The 16905-nt window shown below is 43.1% G+C and carries 13 protein-coding genes; 7 read left to right on the forward strand and 6 right to left on the reverse strand.

All coding sequences use genetic code 11. The features are described 5' to 3' along the window. Positions 1-21 precede the first annotated feature (21 nt). Positions 22-561 carry an RNA polymerase sigma factor gene (locus KN811_RS17805; RefSeq protein WP_187964857.1) on the forward strand — a complete coding sequence of 180 codons (540 nt, stop codon included), beginning with the start codon at positions 22-24 and terminating at the stop codon, positions 559-561. A gap of 137 nt (positions 562-698) precedes the next feature. Here KN811_RS17805 and KN811_RS17810 read toward each other — a convergent pair whose 3' ends face one another. Together KN811_RS17810 and KN811_RS17815 are read right to left on the reverse strand one after the other, a co-directional pair. Continuing rightward, a complete protein-coding gene (locus KN811_RS17810; RefSeq protein ID WP_187964858.1) occupies positions 699-3080 on the reverse strand; it encodes a PDZ domain-containing protein in 2382 nt (793 codons plus the stop codon). 86 nt (positions 3081-3166) lie between these two features. Then, positions 3167-4738 (reverse strand): alpha-L-fucosidase, encoded by a 1572-nt coding sequence (locus tag KN811_RS17815; protein WP_345725539.1) that lies wholly within the window; start codon positions 4736-4738, stop codon positions 3167-3169. 463 nt (positions 4739-5201) lie between these two features. On the opposite strand from KN811_RS17815, the gene KN811_RS17820 reads away from it, so the two are divergent. The 5 genes from KN811_RS17820 (at position 5202) to KN811_RS17840 (ending at position 10701) form a co-directional block, all read left to right on the forward strand. Further along, positions 5202-5672 carry a YybH family protein gene (locus tag KN811_RS17820; protein WP_216334929.1) on the forward strand — a complete coding sequence of 157 codons (471 nt, stop codon included), beginning with the start codon at positions 5202-5204 and terminating at the stop codon, positions 5670-5672. 95 nt (positions 5673-5767) lie between these two features. Then, the gene (locus KN811_RS17825; RefSeq protein ID WP_187964860.1) at positions 5768-6580 is read left to right on the forward strand and encodes a helix-turn-helix domain-containing protein; all 813 of its coding nucleotides are present in this window, start codon (positions 5768-5770) and stop codon (positions 6578-6580) included. 87 nt (positions 6581-6667) lie between these two features. Next, positions 6668-7453, forward strand: coding sequence for an isocitrate lyase/PEP mutase family protein (locus tag KN811_RS17830; protein ID WP_187964861.1), 786 nt, complete (start codon positions 6668-6670; stop codon positions 7451-7453). 94 nt (positions 7454-7547) lie between these two features. Next, positions 7548-7928 carry a YybH family protein gene (locus tag KN811_RS17835; protein ID WP_187964862.1) on the forward strand — a complete coding sequence of 127 codons (381 nt, stop codon included), beginning with the start codon at positions 7548-7550 and terminating at the stop codon, positions 7926-7928. A gap of 352 nt (positions 7929-8280) precedes the next feature. Then, the gene (locus tag KN811_RS17840; protein WP_187964863.1) at positions 8281-10701 is read left to right on the forward strand and encodes an ABC transporter permease; all 2421 of its coding nucleotides are present in this window, start codon (positions 8281-8283) and stop codon (positions 10699-10701) included. 80 nt (positions 10702-10781) lie between these two features. On the opposite strand, the gene KN811_RS17845 is transcribed toward KN811_RS17840, so the two are convergent. Further along, complete coding sequence (locus KN811_RS17845; RefSeq protein ID WP_187964864.1) at positions 10782-11423, reverse strand: hypothetical protein; 642 nt, start codon at positions 11421-11423, stop codon at positions 10782-10784. Between the two features lie 113 nt (positions 11424-11536). Between KN811_RS17845 and KN811_RS17850 the strand changes: the two genes are divergently transcribed. Beyond that, positions 11537-12808 carry a hypothetical protein gene (locus KN811_RS17850; RefSeq protein WP_187964865.1) on the forward strand — a complete coding sequence of 424 codons (1272 nt, stop codon included), beginning with the start codon at positions 11537-11539 and terminating at the stop codon, positions 12806-12808. Positions 12809-12871: 63 nt separating this feature from the next. Here KN811_RS17850 and KN811_RS17855 read toward each other — a convergent pair whose 3' ends face one another. The 3 genes from KN811_RS17855 to KN811_RS17865 all read right to left on the reverse strand — a co-directional run bounded on the left by KN811_RS17855 (position 12872) and on the right by KN811_RS17865 (position 16903). Further along, complete coding sequence (locus tag KN811_RS17855) at positions 12872-13366, reverse strand: YdcF family protein (protein WP_187964866.1); 495 nt, start codon at positions 13364-13366, stop codon at positions 12872-12874. A gap of 539 nt (positions 13367-13905) precedes the next feature. Beyond that, positions 13906-14241 carry an FKBP-type peptidyl-prolyl cis-trans isomerase gene (locus tag KN811_RS17860; RefSeq protein WP_187964867.1) on the reverse strand — a complete coding sequence of 112 codons (336 nt, stop codon included), beginning with the start codon at positions 14239-14241 and terminating at the stop codon, positions 13906-13908. 31 nt (positions 14242-14272) lie between these two features. Next, entirely contained in the window at positions 14273-16903 is a 2631-nt protein-coding gene (locus KN811_RS17865) for a GH116 family glycosyl hydrolase (protein WP_187964868.1), read from the reverse strand. Positions 16904-16905: the final 2 nt, after the last annotated feature.

Here is a 16905-nt window from a genome sequence, read left to right on the forward strand (position 1 = left end):
AACTGATTTTTTGGTATCCGAATGAACAATGAAACAGGAATAGTCGATAAATTAAGGAAAGGGGATCACGCCATATTTAAAATAGTGTTTGAAGAATTCTATCCGTCAGTGGTAGCCTATGTGTTGACACTTACGGCAGATGATGCAAAAGCCAAGGACATTGCCCAGAGTAGTTTTATAAGCCTTTGGGAAAAAAGAAAAAAACTCCGGGAAAAATCATCTCTCAGGCCTTACTTGTTTAAAATTGCATATCATCTCTACATCAATCAATATCACAAAGAGAAGTTCAGGAAAAAGGTACTGGAAGAATTTAAATACGACGCACTGCAAAAAATAATCCCCAAAGAAGAGGATCCGGATGATGACCGCCAGAAACGGTTAGGGGAAATTATTGACGCATTGCCGGTGAAATGCCGGGAAATCCTCATGCTTCATAAAAAAGAAGGTAAAAAATACAAGGACATTGCAGCTTTATTGAATATTTCGGTCAAAACCGTGGAATCGCAAATGCGGATCGCTTATATAAAAATAAGAGAAGGGTTTGAAGCCGGAAAAAAATGAATAATGCCGGCTGTTGCACATTTGGAACGGGATGTGTATACAACAAGGTTTATCTTTACAGTTTCCCAAAAGCTCAGTTTTAACAAAAAACAGCAGGAACTGTGAGGTCGAAGATAGATTTTTAACTCTATATTTCTTTAAAATTTGATCTCAACGGATTTTTTTTCCTGGTTCCTGAAAACCACCAGTTTCAATTTCCCTCTCCAATTATTGGTCTGGAAAGATTTTAACAGGTCCGGGATACGGTGTATTTCAACACCTTCACTTTCCACGATAACATCACCTTCTCTCAACCCGGATTTCTCTGCAGGGCTTCCGGGCTCAACAATAATTATCAGCACTCCTGAACTTTCCGGAAGGCCGGCTGCCGAACGTTCGGCCAGAGTCTTCACATTTTTGATCTTTGTCTCCAGCCAATGCACAGGGCCCGGTGAATCTCCGGGGTTTTCATCCGATCGTCTCGCCAGCCACATATCCGGAATTTCAGGCTTTTTGGCGATCTGCTTTAAGGTTTTATCTTTAACTCCAAAGCTGTCCATGGGGAAGTTTTTAAATCCCAGTTTTAAAACCGGAGAATTTTCGGCAACGGTAAAATCACCGGCTTCGGGATCTGTGAACAACGGGTCTCCGTAACTACTGTTCTTATCGACCTTATGTGCCCGTGATGCTTCAATATCTTTTTGATCCATAAAAAAATTGTGATCTATTTCTTTGCCCCAACCTTGTAGCATGATATCCTTATGTGCCATAAAAACAATATTCTTTCTGAAAATATCTTCACTGTTTTTAAACCACACATGCGGATGAAAACCATTATTAACCAATATGTTGTTTTCCACAATTCTCCGGAAACCTTCCCTGAGCTTTATACCCCCGTTAAGACAAAGGTTATTGTATATATGATAGTTTGAGGATCCGTCATCGAGATCTATATCCCAACCGTGATCACATCGAAAACGGTTATTTCTTATCACTGTGGTATCCTGCGCATCCCAAAAAGGCATTTCCGGATGCTCTGAAACGATCTCTTCCATTTTTTTTCTATCGGGATGCCAAAAACGGTCCCGCCCCCATGAATTAAAGGAACCATGGTCCCCGGTTTCGAGAACGGTGTTAAATACATCATTATAGGCGATCAGGTGCCCTCCCCATGTTCCATCGCCTATATTTATCCCCGCCCTCGGAGTATCATAAATGCTGTTATTGCTTACCGTAATTTTCTTTGACATAGAGATTTCAACACCGGAGGATTGTTTTTCCAGGGTTCCGATCCTGTATATGAGATTATTATCTGCAATACACTCGTGAGGAAAATTATTATTCACAGGTCCGGGAACCGTATCCATTTCATTCAAAGGAACATATTCTTTATATTGAAACGAGGGAGAACGGACAATTCCGGGATCTCCTACAAAACAAATTCCCGAAGCTCCACAATCGTGAATGTGATTTCCACGAATAATGGTCTTCTTATTATAATTACTCACAAAAACCGCATGTCCTCCCAAATTCCTGAATTCAGAATCCCTGATCTCTACATTTTCCGTTCCTTCAATAAAAACAGCACCGCCCCGATATACGGTCCAATCACTTCTTAAAAGGGGTTCGTATATTTCGAAAATCGTTCTGCCCGTATGTTCAAAAGTGACTCCCCGAATGGAAAAATCCTTTACCGGGACATCCATACTGCCTTTGATCTCAAGCAGACCTTTTAAATGGACGGCTTCTACCAGGGCATTTTTAAGGTCTGTCCCTTTTTCGGGCCAATAGTATAATTTTTGAGTATCCTTGTCAAGAAACCATTCTCCGGGCGAATCGAGTTCTTCGAAGATATTTTCGACCATCCTGTATTCCTTGTGGGGGCCAAGACCCGGCCTGTTATTTTGGTGCCCACCTTCAAGCACGGCATTGCCGTTCGCATCGATTCCCGTTATCCGGTAATGAAACCCTCCCCATTCGGCCGCATGCATCACGTGAAAGATACCTCCTTCCGGATTGGACCACAACCCGATCCTGTCTGCATCAATGGCATCTGCTGCATATCCGTTCCAGTGCCTGCTTTTTTCATCGTAATCCGGATATCTGGCCAGAATCTGCTTTTGACCGTCTATAAACAGATCCTGAACAGAAACTCCCTCTTCTATTGGTGCCTCCCATACACTATCGGTATATTTCTTCCACTTCAAATGAAGACGTTTGGAACCTTTAAGGAAAACCTTGCCGCTTCCTGCTCCGGCAATCTCCACATGGCTTAATTCGGGAGTAATGGCCAGGGAAGAATCCAACCTGTATTCTCCTTCCTGCAAATGGACAATTATTTTAGAACGTTTATTATCCTTTCTTATTTCTCCTGCTTTAACCAAAGCATCGCTGATCTCGACAAAGGTACTGTCTTTAACAAAAGATCCAGGGTTGGCCTCTCCCCCTTTGATAACGTATAAATGGATATCTGCCGCATGTTCACAGCTCAAAAACAAAAGGGTACAAAACAGCAATGGTATACCAAACCCGTATTTCATTATGGAGTTATTTTATTCTTAGACAGTTCCTAAAACTTTATGTATTTCTATACTCCCACCTCTTGGATAAGTCATTATAGAAAAAACTATTTTAAAGTAATTTCAACCACCGGGATCTCCATTCCGGGTTTTTGCTCGGGAAGCAAAAGTATAAGATCCTCATTTTTTAAGGTTCCGGAGGGTCCTTCTGCGGAAATCCCAATTTCCGAATTATCGTGTAAAAACTGGGTGTATCTGATCTTATTCTTATATCCGGGTAGTACTAACCGGCCGGAAGAAGGATATTCAAACAGATGAAGGTATAACCGGTTGGTTTCCGGGTTATAGGTCAGTTTTGTCCCGGTGGGAGCTTTGTAGTCCTCGGGGGCAAAAGTACAACCATAGACAGACCTGCTATTGGCATGCATCCAGCCTCCCAGGCCATCCAGGGCATTGATGGCGCGATAGTCAAATTCTCCCCGGCCGGTCGGCCCCACATTTAAAAGGAGGTTTCCGCCATTGGCTACGGAGGTGATCAGCAAATCGAGTAACTGCCGTTGTGATTTCCACGTATTTTCATCGCGATAGTACCCCCAGGAACCGGAAAATGTCTGGCAGGTTTCCCACATTTTTCCTTTATATTTTGCAAGTTCTTCGGTTTTGACCTGCTCGGGAGTTTCAAAGTCAGCCCCATCTGCATAGTCATTCAGGTCCAGGCGATTATCCACAATGATCCCCGGCTGTAACTCCCTTGCCATTTTTAAAAGCTCAACGGAATTCCAGTCATCCTTTCCCTTACCGTTTTTTCCGGGATAGGAAAAATCAAACCAGATAATATCTATTTTTCCATAATTAGTCAGTAACTCCCTAACCTGGTTAAACAAATATTTCCGGTACTTTTTCATGTCGCGGCCTTTATTCACCGCGTCGTAATCTGCTTCCGAACCTTCGTCGATCCTTTGGGGATGTATCCGGTCTATGGTAAAATCGGGATGATGCCAGTCGATAAGGGAATAATAGAACCCTACTTTTAATCCTTCTGCACGGAAGGCTTCCACAAATTCCGCGATAAGGTCCCGGCCGGCTTTTGTGTTGGTCGATTTGTAATCGGTAAACTCTGAATCGAAAAGGCAAAAACCTTCGTGGTGCTTTGTAGTGATCACGGCATATTTCATTCCTGCTTTTTTGGCCTGTTTCGCCCATTGCTTCGGGTTATACAGGTCAGGATTAAATTCATCAAAATATACCTGGTATTGTTCGTCGGTCATTCGTTCGCGCTGTTTTACCCATTCGTGGCGGGCCGGCAAAGCATACAGTCCCCAGTGGATAAACATTCCAAAGCGGTCGTGAGCCCACCAGGCCATACGTTCCTTTTTCTGTGCTTCGGTCTCATCGGTGATTTTCTTCTGTGCCCCCGCTGTTGCGGTATACAATAAAAATAAAACAGAGCAAAAATAGCTTACACTTGTAGTTGAAATCATAATTCCTGAAGTTTGATTATTGATCTTAATTGCAAAAAGTTTAAGAAGATCTGTGACGACCTTCCCGGCATCTCCCTGAAGTTGAAATGCGCTGACCGCGGATTTATCGAGCAGGTAGGCCCCGGGGAAATTCGTTTCAGAGGGAATCGCCTTAAAAACCTCTATGGCCGTGGAAGTAAGTTTATAGGTACTGGACACAGCGATATCCCCTCAAAATCTGAAAACTCGGCAACTCCTTATTTGGACAATACGAAACAAATATAATTAGTTAAATCATGTTAAAATTGTAGTGAATTGGCAATTAATTGCACAATATTTGCATTTCCGGAGTTGTTTTAGATAATACTTATTTATAGTAATAAATACAATTATTAAATTATTTGACTGAATATATATATATATTTTCCAAAAAAAAGATCCTATAATTAGCCAATATAAATATTTAAGCTAAGAAAAATAAGGGCTCAGACCATTTCAATGCTAATATTGTGCACTTTACTACAGTCATATGATACCAGGTAAAGTCGCAAATCATTGAACACGTTTAAACTTTTTTAATGAGAAGTAATTGCGTAGTGGCTGTTTTGTTCCTTTTTATACAATTTACAGCAAACGGGGTGCGGTAATTTTGCTTATAAATAACCCTTTAATTACAAGCAAAATGAAAAATGACTTCACATTATCCGCTCTTGTATTTACACTCTTCTTTGGTTTGCTGTTTTTTCAGGCTAATGCTCAAACCGAACTCGAGGAAGCAAAGCAAGTAATTAGCGAAAGCAACGATGTATACTTTCGTGCATTTAAAGAACACAATGCGTCAATTTTTGTAGATCGTTATGCAGAAGATTGTCTCATCATGGCGCCAAACTCGTCCAGTTTTGAGGGACATGACGGGGCTCTGGATTTTTTTGGTATAGCTTACGATACCATTGGCCTGCGCGGAGGAAAATTTACAACCACAAATATTTACGGACTGGGCGATGGCTATGTGGTTGAAGAAGGACTTTGGGAATCCCTGGATAAAGATCATAAAGTATTTGACAAAGGAAAATTCCTGGTACTGTGGAAGAAAACCGCAAAGGGCTGGAAAATGTTTCGCGATTCCTTTAGTAGCGATGGAAAGTTGAACTAAGTCTTTTTAAAGACAACACAAACCATTCCGGGCTTTTACTCCATCAAATATTCTTATAGAGAAAGATAACCAATAAAAAGTAATACATTTACTTTATGGATTTTCAACAATTTATACCATCAAACACCTTGAAACCTTATATAAGGCACTATTATCTTTTCGAATCTGCTTCCGATATGGAATTCGAGGACACGGTTCTTCCCAGCGGGGATATGGAGATGATATTTAATTTAGGCGATGGTATCTGGGAATTTTCTGTCAACAACGTTTTTCATCGTACCCCTCCAACCGAACTTTGGGGACAAATTACAAAACCATTGTCCATTAGGTCCAGAGGAAAACACACCATGGTAGGCATCAAATTCTTCACCCATTCTGCTGCATACTTTCTAAATGATGAGATACGAATATTCAATGACCATGTCTATGACTTATATGAGGTAATGGGCCATCCCATCCGGACTCTTCACGGACAACTTCTGGAAGCTGCGGATATGGCCACCAGAATCCGCCTGATCGAGAGCTTTTTGATAAAAAAACTGATCTATAATCAACAAAAAATATATAAAATAGATAGAGTTGGAAAAATATTGGAGACCATTAAAGATAATTATACAGAAAACAATTTGAGGCTGGTAGCTTCAAAACACCATGTAACGCCACGTTATTTACATAAGTTAATTAACCAATATACAGGCCTCACGCCAAAATCATATAATAAAATAAAGAGGTTCCAGCGAAGCCTCATGCTTATCTCAAGAAAAGAAGAAACGCTAACCTCTATTGCCTATAACTGCGGTTACTTTGATCAATCTCATTTTATACGGGATTTTAAATGGTTTACAGGCAGTACTCCTTCTTCTTATATGAACAACATTACACCGGTTAACCAGCTTTTACTTCCGTAAAACATTTGTTCTTTTTTATACAATTTTTCAGGTTTTCATTAAGGTAATTTTGGTTTAGTATAATTGTTAAATCATAAACTTTAATCTATGGATCTATTTGAAAAATTCAATCAATTACATCGATCGGATTTGCCATTATTGCTTGGTAATATTTGGGATGTAAGCAGCGCCAAAATGTTTGAATCCAGGGGATTTCAGGCCCTAGGAACCTCAAGCCAGGCTGTTGCAATAGCCAATGGCTATCAAGATGGTGAACAGTTACCTTTTGAAATTTTATCTTCTCTGGCCCGAAGAGTGGTAGAAAGTGTACAGATCCCTTTGACCGTTGATATGGAAGCCGGTTATGCCGATACTGTGAATAAAATAATCAAAAACATCCAAAACCTGGCAGACATTGGCGTGGTTGGAATTAATATAGAAGATACTGTTCCGGGCCCTGATCGTAAATTCCAGACGATAGAGGCATTCTCTGAAAAACTTTCTGCAATAGCCGAATACATCAGCTCTAATAATCTTAAAATATTCCTCAATGTTCGTACTGATGGTTTCCTCTTGAATGTGCCTAATGCACTGGAGGAGACAATCAACAGGATACAACATTACGAAAACGCAGGAGCCTCAGGTATATTTACACCCTGTATTACTTCTATACCAGATATAGAAGCTGTTGTTAAGGCCACTTCCCTACCGATCAACGTTATGTGCATGCCAGGCCTGCCAGGCTTTGATATACTGCACCGGCTCGGTGTAAAACGAATAAGCATGGGAGGCTTTCTTTTTAACAGACTTCAGGAAGATGCGACCAGAACGGTAGATCAGATTCTCGGCAAGCAGGATTTCAATCCCCTTTTTACCGGGATTTTTCAAGACTGATTTACTTGTTTTTATATCTCTGTCCTACCGTAATAACAGACTGTTATTTTAGGTGGACTTACATTATATAGTTTTAATCAAAATACATAAAAAGATGGATTTACCGACAAAAGCCGAGGACGCCCATGCTAATTTAGCGGCTGCCTTTAACACAAAGAACCTTGATACCGTATTAAAAATGTACGATACCAACGGCATTATTTTTCCTGAACCGAACAAGAAAATAGCAGATAAAGAAGGATGGAAAGAAGCCATACAAAACATTATGGATATTCCCGGAACAATGGAGATCAAAACAGTTTACTGCCTGCAATTTGACGATATCGCACTTGGACGCTCTGAATGGTGTATAACAAACGAGGGGAAAATCAAAGTAGCCGCTAAAGGGATTGAAGTGATGAAGAGACAAGAAGACGGAACATGGAAAATAGTCATTGACCATGCCTTTGGCGCGGAAGCAGATCTTACCGCATAAATATCACCTATTTAAAAAAGAGATCAAAGAAGCCGGCTTCGGGTAAAAAACATCTTGAAACATTACACAAAAATGTGAATAAAATTCAAAAAACCAGGGGCCGGATCATTTTAAAAACACTCCCGAATTATGTAATTCAACGTATACCATAAAATTATATTCAGAATCTTTTAAAGTGTATTGTCAGCGGACACAAAGTGTATCGAAACCGTACGGTCAAGGATATGCCGATTAAATTCAATATATTGGTTTAATGCATGTTATACATTTGGCATGATTATTATATACTAATAGCAGGTAAGACACTCAGACCTGCTGACCAAAGGCCATCACCCTTTTTATCAACCGGACCATGATCGGAAACTACATCAAAACATCGGGGCGCAACTTAATGCACAATAAACTCTTCTCGTCCATTAATATTGTTGGCCTTGCCATCAGTATGTCCGTAGGCTTACTGCTCATCGCGTTCATGTTAGACCTGTATTCGTACGATAAATTCAACAAGAATGGCGAAAGGATCTATCGCATCACCAACGTCACGACCTCCAATAATGGACAAAACAGCAAGATGGCAACCACATCGATAAAGGCCGGAAAACTTATCCGCGAGAAAGTGACCGGCACTGAAGAAGTGGCTATTCTGCGTAACGACTTTTCGCTTGATGCAAAGGTTGGCGACAATATTCTCCCCATCAAGGGCTTTTGGGCGGAGCCGTCGCTGTTCAGGATATTTACATTTCCGATGCTGGAAGGCAATCCCGACACGGCGCTGAAAAATCCTTATTCGATCGTTCTCACCGAGACGGCAGCTAAAAAGCTGTTCGGCAACGAGTCGGCGCTCGGCAAGACGATCAGATCCGATACACTCAGTTACCGGGTGACTGGTGTAATGAAGGATGTTCCCTTCTTTTCGCATATCAAATTCGAAGCACTGGTATCGTTCTCCACAGCCGAACAAATAAATAAAGGCGACGCTGATTTTGAGGCATGGACAAACATGTCGTCGAACTACGTGTACCTCCTGATGCAGGAAAATGCCGATATGGCTTCAATGCAGTCGCAGCTTAATGCCATTGCAAAAGAGGAGAATCTCGCCGACAAAAGTACTGAGATCCAACTCGAGCTCCTTCCTTTATATAAGATCGTAGTTGGGGAGGATCTCGGCTCCATGGCCCCGATGGGCCCGCACATCCCTCCGGTTGTACTTTGGATACTTGGCGGACTTGCACTTGTTGTCATATTGTCGGCCTGTCTCAATTATACCATTCTTACGATAGCACGTGCCATGCGCCGCTTTAAGGAAATAGGCCTTCGCAAAGCTATCGGTGCCGGAAAAGGCCAGGTACGGCAACAATTCCTCACGGAGGCGGTCATAATCTCCCTGGCAGCCCTTCTTCTTTCATTCTTCATATTTCTCTTATTGCGGCCGCAGCTGATAGACATGGCACCGGAGATGCAGCACCTGGTGAAACTGGAGCTCTCTCCGGTCATGGTCGCAGCCTTTATCGTCTTTTCGGTCGTTGTAGGTGTTATTGCAGGCTTCCTGCCTGCACTGTTCTTTTCGAAAATCAGCGCGATCAATGCGCTCCGGAATGTGTCGTCGGTAAAAGTATTCAGGCACCTATCGCTCAGGCGCGCCCTGGTGGTGATCCAATACACACTCACACTTATCTTTATAACAGCAACCGCCATCGGCTATGTGCAGTATAAAAACATTCTTGCATTCGACCTGGGGTTCAAAACAGAAAACATCCTGAACATCAATATGCAGGGTAATAAATCCGAAGGGTTTCTCCACGAACTGGGCGAAATACCGGAAGTAACTGCCCTGTCCCGGTCCATGATCGTTACCAGCGTCGGGAATGCCTGGGGTTCCTTTATGAAATACAAGGATTCGCGCGACTCTGCCATGGTCCTGACCAACTACGTCGATGAAAACTACCTGCCCCTGCATCAATACCAGCTCGTTGCCGGAGGAAATTTCATGGCGCGCCCCACCACGGCCGAAGCAGCCAGGGAAGTGATCGTTAACCAGCAAGTTTTAAAACGATTTAACATGGATCCCGACAACCCCGGGAAAGCAATCGGAAAAGAGATCACGCTGATACAGCCGCCCGATTTCTCGGAGCAACGCAAGATGACCATTGTCGGGGTCATAAAAGACTTTCACTATGGCAAGGTCCAGGACCTCATCGAGCCGGTAGCTTTTCAATTCTGGACACCGGAAGACAGGGCTATTGTTAATGCTAAAATACGAAGTACTGACATGCCGGCAACCATGGCCAGGATCAAGTCCGTATGGAAGAAGATCGATCCTGTCCATCCATTTCAGGCTGAATTTTATGACGAAGCCATAGAAAATGCATACAGCGAACTTTCCGCCATGGTCAAGATCATCGGTTTCCTTTCGTTCCTCGCCATTTCTATCGCATCGATGGGATTGTTCGGAATGGTGGCCTTCACTACGGAAACCAGGCTGAAAGAGATCAGCATCCGCAAGGTGTTGGGCGCAGGTTCCGGCAGGCTTATATACTTGTTGAGCCGCGGCTTTCTCGTATTGCTGTCAATATCGGCCCTTATCGCCCTGCCGGTAACCTACCTTTTCATCGAAAACTTTGTGCTGACCAGGTTTCCGTATCACACCCCCGTCCATGCCACCGAGTTGTTCGTCGGTCTGCTGGTGGTATTATTGGTGGCATTCATTATGATCGGATCCCAGACGATAAAGGCAGCGAAGAGTAATCCGACGGAAGTCCTGAAGAGCGAATAGGGGTGATTTTTATTTTTGCATTTCGTCCGCTCAGCATCACACTCTATTTTGCCTGGTTATTCCGGTTGACAGTTCGTTTTTTATTTCAGTATCCTCATATTTTTAAATACACCTTTTGAATTGTTTCCTGTCCAAAGGGCGATCTTATTTGAAGCCTGCTTTTCTAACCGGTTTATATTTAATAATTCTGTACCCGACTTATCATACACAGAAACACTGCTACTGTCTATCTTCATCCTGATCCCAAACCATTCATCAGGGGATGGTGGATTCAGATATGCCGCTTCGTACTCTCCTTCGTGCTTAGTTCTTAAGGATTGCCATGTGTGATGCGGAGGGCTGATGTATTGAATTGAATGTTCCCGGCTCGCCGGTCTGTCAGATCTAAAATTAAAGGGCCTGAAATAAACCGCTTCGTAGGTTGAGTCGTTTTGGATGTTAAAGGCAATGCCAATAAAACTTTTGCCTGGGTTATTTTCTCCTTTCAATTCTAACGCTATCGTGCCCATATCAAAGTTTATATTTTTAATGACGGCCATACCGCCCCCTTCTTTAGCATTCAATGCCAAGGTATTTGCCTCTTTTTCATCCGTCGGGATTATCTCTCTGTTCACTAGCTCCAAATGAACTTTATCGAAGTTAATTTCTCTTTCAGTACACGAGGTTAAAAAGGAAATTAGTGAAACAGCCGTTGTTGTGATGATTAAATTTTTTACTTTCATGATATCAATTATTCGCTGGTTTGAGTACATTGCAAAGAAAAACGAAGCAGGTATACATTTGCAATTCAAAATAACATCAACTTCGTACAACTCCGTACACAACTGAAATTCAAATGGCTACATTTCATTCAGAAACTAACTTATCGGACTGTTTAAAAGCAATTGAAGAGAAATTGGGCTGGGGCAGTGGTTCTGATTGGTCGTCACAAAATTTTGAACAGTTAAGTGAAAAAATCCTGGAACATACAGGTGTAACCATAAGCCACAATACCCTGAAACGATTATGGGGAAGAATCCCATATCATTCCACCCCCAGTACGGCTACGTTGAATACGCTGGCAAAATTTACAGGTTATGAAAACTGGAGTGCTTTTTGTGCCGGTAACTCCAAAGAAACACACATCGGTAAAAAAAACCACCGGCCTGTCCGGGATATAAGAAGATGGGGCAAAAACGGAAAGAGGACCGCTTTGACCGCTATACTAATTATTTCTGCCCTGTCAGCCCTGGTTATCCTGTCTTTTTCCAGAACCGGTATCAATAAGAAGGACTTTGGTTTTACTTCAAAAAAAATAGCCGAAGGATTACCCAATTCAGTAATATTCGAAGTGGAGGCCTCCGGCGCTAACGCTAATGATAAGATCGAAATTCAGCAAAGTTGGGATGTGAGCAAAAGACAGATCATCAATAAAGAGGATTCCCTGGTTGCTTCAGTGTACTATAATCCGGGTTATTTTGATGCCAAGCTGGTTGTAAACGACCAGATCGTAAAACAACATGGTATTTTAATTCCTTCGGACGGTTGGCTTGCCCTTATGGAAACAGACCATGAGCCTGTATATTTTAAACCGGGTGAGTTCAAGTCTGAAAAAGGGATGGCAGTCTCCCCGGAACTGATCAGAAGTTATCATGTAAATGCCCCCGTTATCAATACTGTGGTAAACTACTATTGGGTCGAAGATTTTAAGGAGCTTAGAGTAGATGATTTTGAAATGGAAACCTCATTAAAAAACATCCCATTTCAAAATTACAGAAGTTGCCAAAAAAGTGAAATAATCCTGTATTGTGAAGGTGAGATCATCCTTATTCCCTTATCCGTCAAGGGATGTATCGCAGACCTGAATTTGCATCTGTTGGACAGGAATATCCACGGTAATCGAAACAATCTTTCCGGTTTTGGCGTTGAATTTTCGTCCTGGGTCAGTGTAAAATGTGTTTCAAAAGATGGTGCCTTAACCATATTTGTAAACGACAGGGTGGCTTACAAAGCGTCTTTGGAAGGAAAAACAAATCGGGTATATGGAGTCAAGTACCGGTTTGAGGGTACCGGAGCTATATCCGGCTTGAAGATCTCAAACAGCAAAAAGGTATTTCTGGATATCTGAACTATTCAAAAATGACAGTGTCCAAAATTTTGTGCAAACACAGATTAAGCGGGTTTTACTTTTTTAAAGTTCTAACCCGGCCTGCTTTAATCGTCTTACAGCATTCTTTTCATGTTCCCTTAACGGCAATAATTCTTCTGAGGAAAGTGTTGATCCGGCGGCTAGAAATATAACATTCGGATAACCGAGAATTTTATCATGTATTAACCGGACTCTTTCCATATGAAAGTCTGAAGACACAATAAACAATACGTCCGGCGCGATTTCTTCTATCATCTTTTTTGATTTGGTGAAATCTTCGTAAGTATTTTCGGATAGGACAAACGGTAAAAATTCATTTTCTTTTACTCCCATTCTTATCAAGAATTCTTTGGCGTAATGTGCATGTGGTTTGTTTGTTTTATTAAAATGTTCCCCAAATCCACCCGTGCATAGAAAAGACATATTATTGTTATTCACATATAAGTTATATGCACATTTACTACGGTCTATGGCAATAGGGCTAAGATTTCCTTTTTCATCGTTGGGTGCCCCTAACAACAGGATCAGGTTTTTCATTTTTATAATTCAATTTGATATTTATTCTTCAGGTATTTGAGTATCATACTTGTTAAATCCCTCAAAGTTCTTTTAAAGATAGAAAATATACATAAGATTTAATGAGGTTTTTACTGATATAACTATTCAAGATAATCCATTATCCGGATAGTAAAGCAAAAAACTTATACAAGCTGTATCCGACCGGGAGTCTGTGCAAAAACTATTATTTGCTTTTACTGATGATGTGTCAATTTTTAAAAAACGAATATAATCATATAGTATACAACATATTATGATAATTTCCTGTTTTTTGATTTGAATCGGGTTTTTTACGTCTTTGAGAACTTTGTGCCCTTTGAGGTTAAATTCTTCTCCTGAAATCCTTTTTACCACAAAGGAATCAAAGCAGGCACGGAGGGCACAAAGCGGATCTTTCTAAATATAAATTTTCAGATACATCTACGGCAAGCAACTCATGTAGCACGAATAAGTATCTTAATATATCCGGTTCAACCTGTTTTCAATATAACCGGGCTTAGTATGTCTCCACGAACGCCTTAACAGCATCCGTCGGATCCACATTCCTTTTTATTCTTTTGAGCGACCTCTCCCCTGTTCCATTCTTCGTCGGTGGCGCGGCGTACTTCATCAATGATCACTTCGCAATAAAATTCTCCTTCTACCCCGAAATAGCCTTGTTCTTCCGATATACAAAACCTTTTTACGTTCCCGACTTTCAATCCTGTTAAATGGCCTTCCAGGGCAGGAAGTATATGACCCGTTCCGTGCAGATAGGTCACCGGTTTCCGCCCGGTTATATCTTCTACGACCTCTCCTTTTCCATTCTTCAATCTGTACCTTAACGATACTACTGTTTTACTTGCTATTTCCATTTTTGTTCCGGTTTATTTTCCATATTTCGCACTAAACCTTCCATTCCACTTCCTCACCGGAAATGAGTACCTTTTCTACCTTTATTTCGCCCATGAATATTTTCAGGGCAGGTTTCCCGCCCTTTAGGCTCACGGTACCAAAACCGTTTTCCGTAGAGAGAAAACCGCTAAAATCCCCTATTCTGGAATCTATGTGCAAAACCCTCTCAACAGCATCATACCGTACACCGGTAAGCCCCTGTAGCATGCCGTAGCTGGACAATGCCCGGGCATACCAGCTCCCGCATTCATACTCATTGAAGGGGTTCCTTGTGCGGCCGTCGTAGCGGTCACGGCAGGCACGTACGATCTCCAGACCTTCTTCCACCTGCCCCATCAACATCAGGTGCGATGCAACCTGGTATTCGATCCCGGTCCAGACCTCATTGCTGTAAACAAACGGCAGGGAAAGTTTTCCTCCCTTGGGCCAGGAACAGAGGAGAAGCCCACCCTCATTCCCCAGGGCATAAGCAGGGCGTTGCGGGTTGACATGGTCCGTCAGGTCGTCTTTTAAGTTATATTTATGTACCGCCATTAAATGACTGCGAACCTTTTGGGCATTCAACGGGTCCTGCAGCCCGCACATACTGGCGATCCAGCTACCCAGGACCCCGTCGGACAGGCACCCTTTGCCATACTGGTATTTGGGGCCTTCCTTTTTTAATACGGCCAGGGCCTCGTCGGAATATTGGGTGTGGAAGGACTGGGCTTTAACAGGATCGGGGGCATTCAGGCCCGTCCACCGGATATCCTGGATAAAATATTCCCCGTCGTACAAACGCTCTTCCATATATTTCTTCCCTTTTGCGCAAAGCTCTTCGTAACGGGAAATATCCCTGTTCAGGAATTTCCCCATTTCGGAGAGTGCACTCAGAGCCCCGAGGTAAAAGCTGGTACACATCCCGTCCGGCCCCCAGAATTCAATGTCATAGGTATTGTGATGCGGTTCTTCCAGAACACCTTTCTCCCTCGGGTCCCACGTCCGGATACAGTAGTCCATACTGGTCTTTACCATGGGGTACATTTTTTCGAGCCACCGGTTGTTTCCGCTTATCCGCCATTCCCTGTATACTTTCATGATGCCCCCGAGCTGTCCGTCAGCAGCCGAGTGAAAGTTGTGCTTACCCGGCGAAACAGGCAGGTTGCTCCGGAATACCTGGTGCCCCCCCTCGTTTTGATTTTCACAAAACTCCGTATGCCGCAGGCCCCTTTCCATGGCTGGGAAGAGATGCGGAATGGCCTGGGCATAATTCCACACATGTGTACACGTCCCATGACAACACCCCCAGTCATCGCTGCAACCCTCCCAGTTCCACATCCGCCCGTCATACTGCCTCATAACGGTCGGGGATTTCAGAATAGTGAGGTTGGCCGCAATGGCTTCCACGACTTCCGGCGGCAGCGTACTGGAATAAAAAGCATCTCTGAAAAGCCCTGATTTCTTTTGTAGATCCTTATAATTTTCCCTCCAGTATTCAACGACATCTTTTATATTCCCAAACCGGCTGCTATACCAGGGTTTGTAAGTTATACCCGGATCTTTTCTGCTTTCTTCTTCCAGTCCCAGGGCCGTAGGAGAAAAGCAATCTCCTCCATCCTGGCCCGCCTCTCCGAAATGCAGGTCTGATTCGGGCACATACCATGCCATCATAATCCGGATAGTTCTTTTTTCTCCCGGTTCCAGTTCAAAAGGTACGAACAGGGAAGCTCCCGGAGCCCCTTCTTCAACAGGTTCATTGGCTTTTACCTTTCCTTCTTTTATAGTTTCCCAAACCATGGTGAGCGGATCGAACCACCCGCCGCGGAACCAGCAGTGGTCTGTCACCGTACCGGGTTCATCCGTAAATACGGCAAAATTCGTTTCCAGATGCGGTTGTTCTCCGGTGCCTTTTTGCGTCAGGATAAATCCGCCGGGAGTACGTTCTACCGTTCCTTTCCGGTTGTGCTGAAGAACAAAATTCCTCGCATTATAGGAAAAGACCGCTTCAACAACCCTTGCTCCCGTATTTTCGAATTCGTACTCCAGTGCGCCCACGGGCAGTCCCGAATTATCCTCATCTGCGGGGATAAACGGGCTCCATCCGGTGAGTGTAACCCGGAGGGGCAGGTCTTCATCTTTAAGGCGAATGCTGGCAAAGGGAAAACGGGCTTTAAATGCCGCATGAGTAAACCGTGGCAGTCCGTAATTCGATCCGTGAGCCCCGTTTCCCGTACCCCTGGGGCCGAACATTTTCCATTTGGGCACCTGTCCTTCGAGGACTTTCGCCCCTTTATCCATTCCTTTTACAGTGATGGCCGCAAACATGTTCGGTTCGTGATACAACTCCGGCCTGTGACGTATGGACATATGCGATATGGCCCCTGTCCCCTCCAGGGCAAACATGCCGGCCCCCATTCCACCGATCGGAAAAGCAACCTTATCCAGGTAATCACCTTTATAGGTGCCATTGTATTTCCTGGCGGGTGCTTTCTTTTCATCGGAACCGGGGGGCGTAGTTCCCGTTTTTGCACCTTCATCACAACCGGTAACAAAGGGTACGGGCAACAGAGAAGCCCCCAGGCCGCCTATGCCTACCTGTTTTAAGAACAGGCGGCGATTATGTTCTTGTTTCTTTCCTTTCATCT

It is taken from the genome of Sinomicrobium weinanense (assembly GCF_018863395.1).
GTDB classification, from domain to species: Bacteria; Bacteroidota; Bacteroidia; order Flavobacteriales; family Flavobacteriaceae; genus Sinomicrobium; species Sinomicrobium weinanense.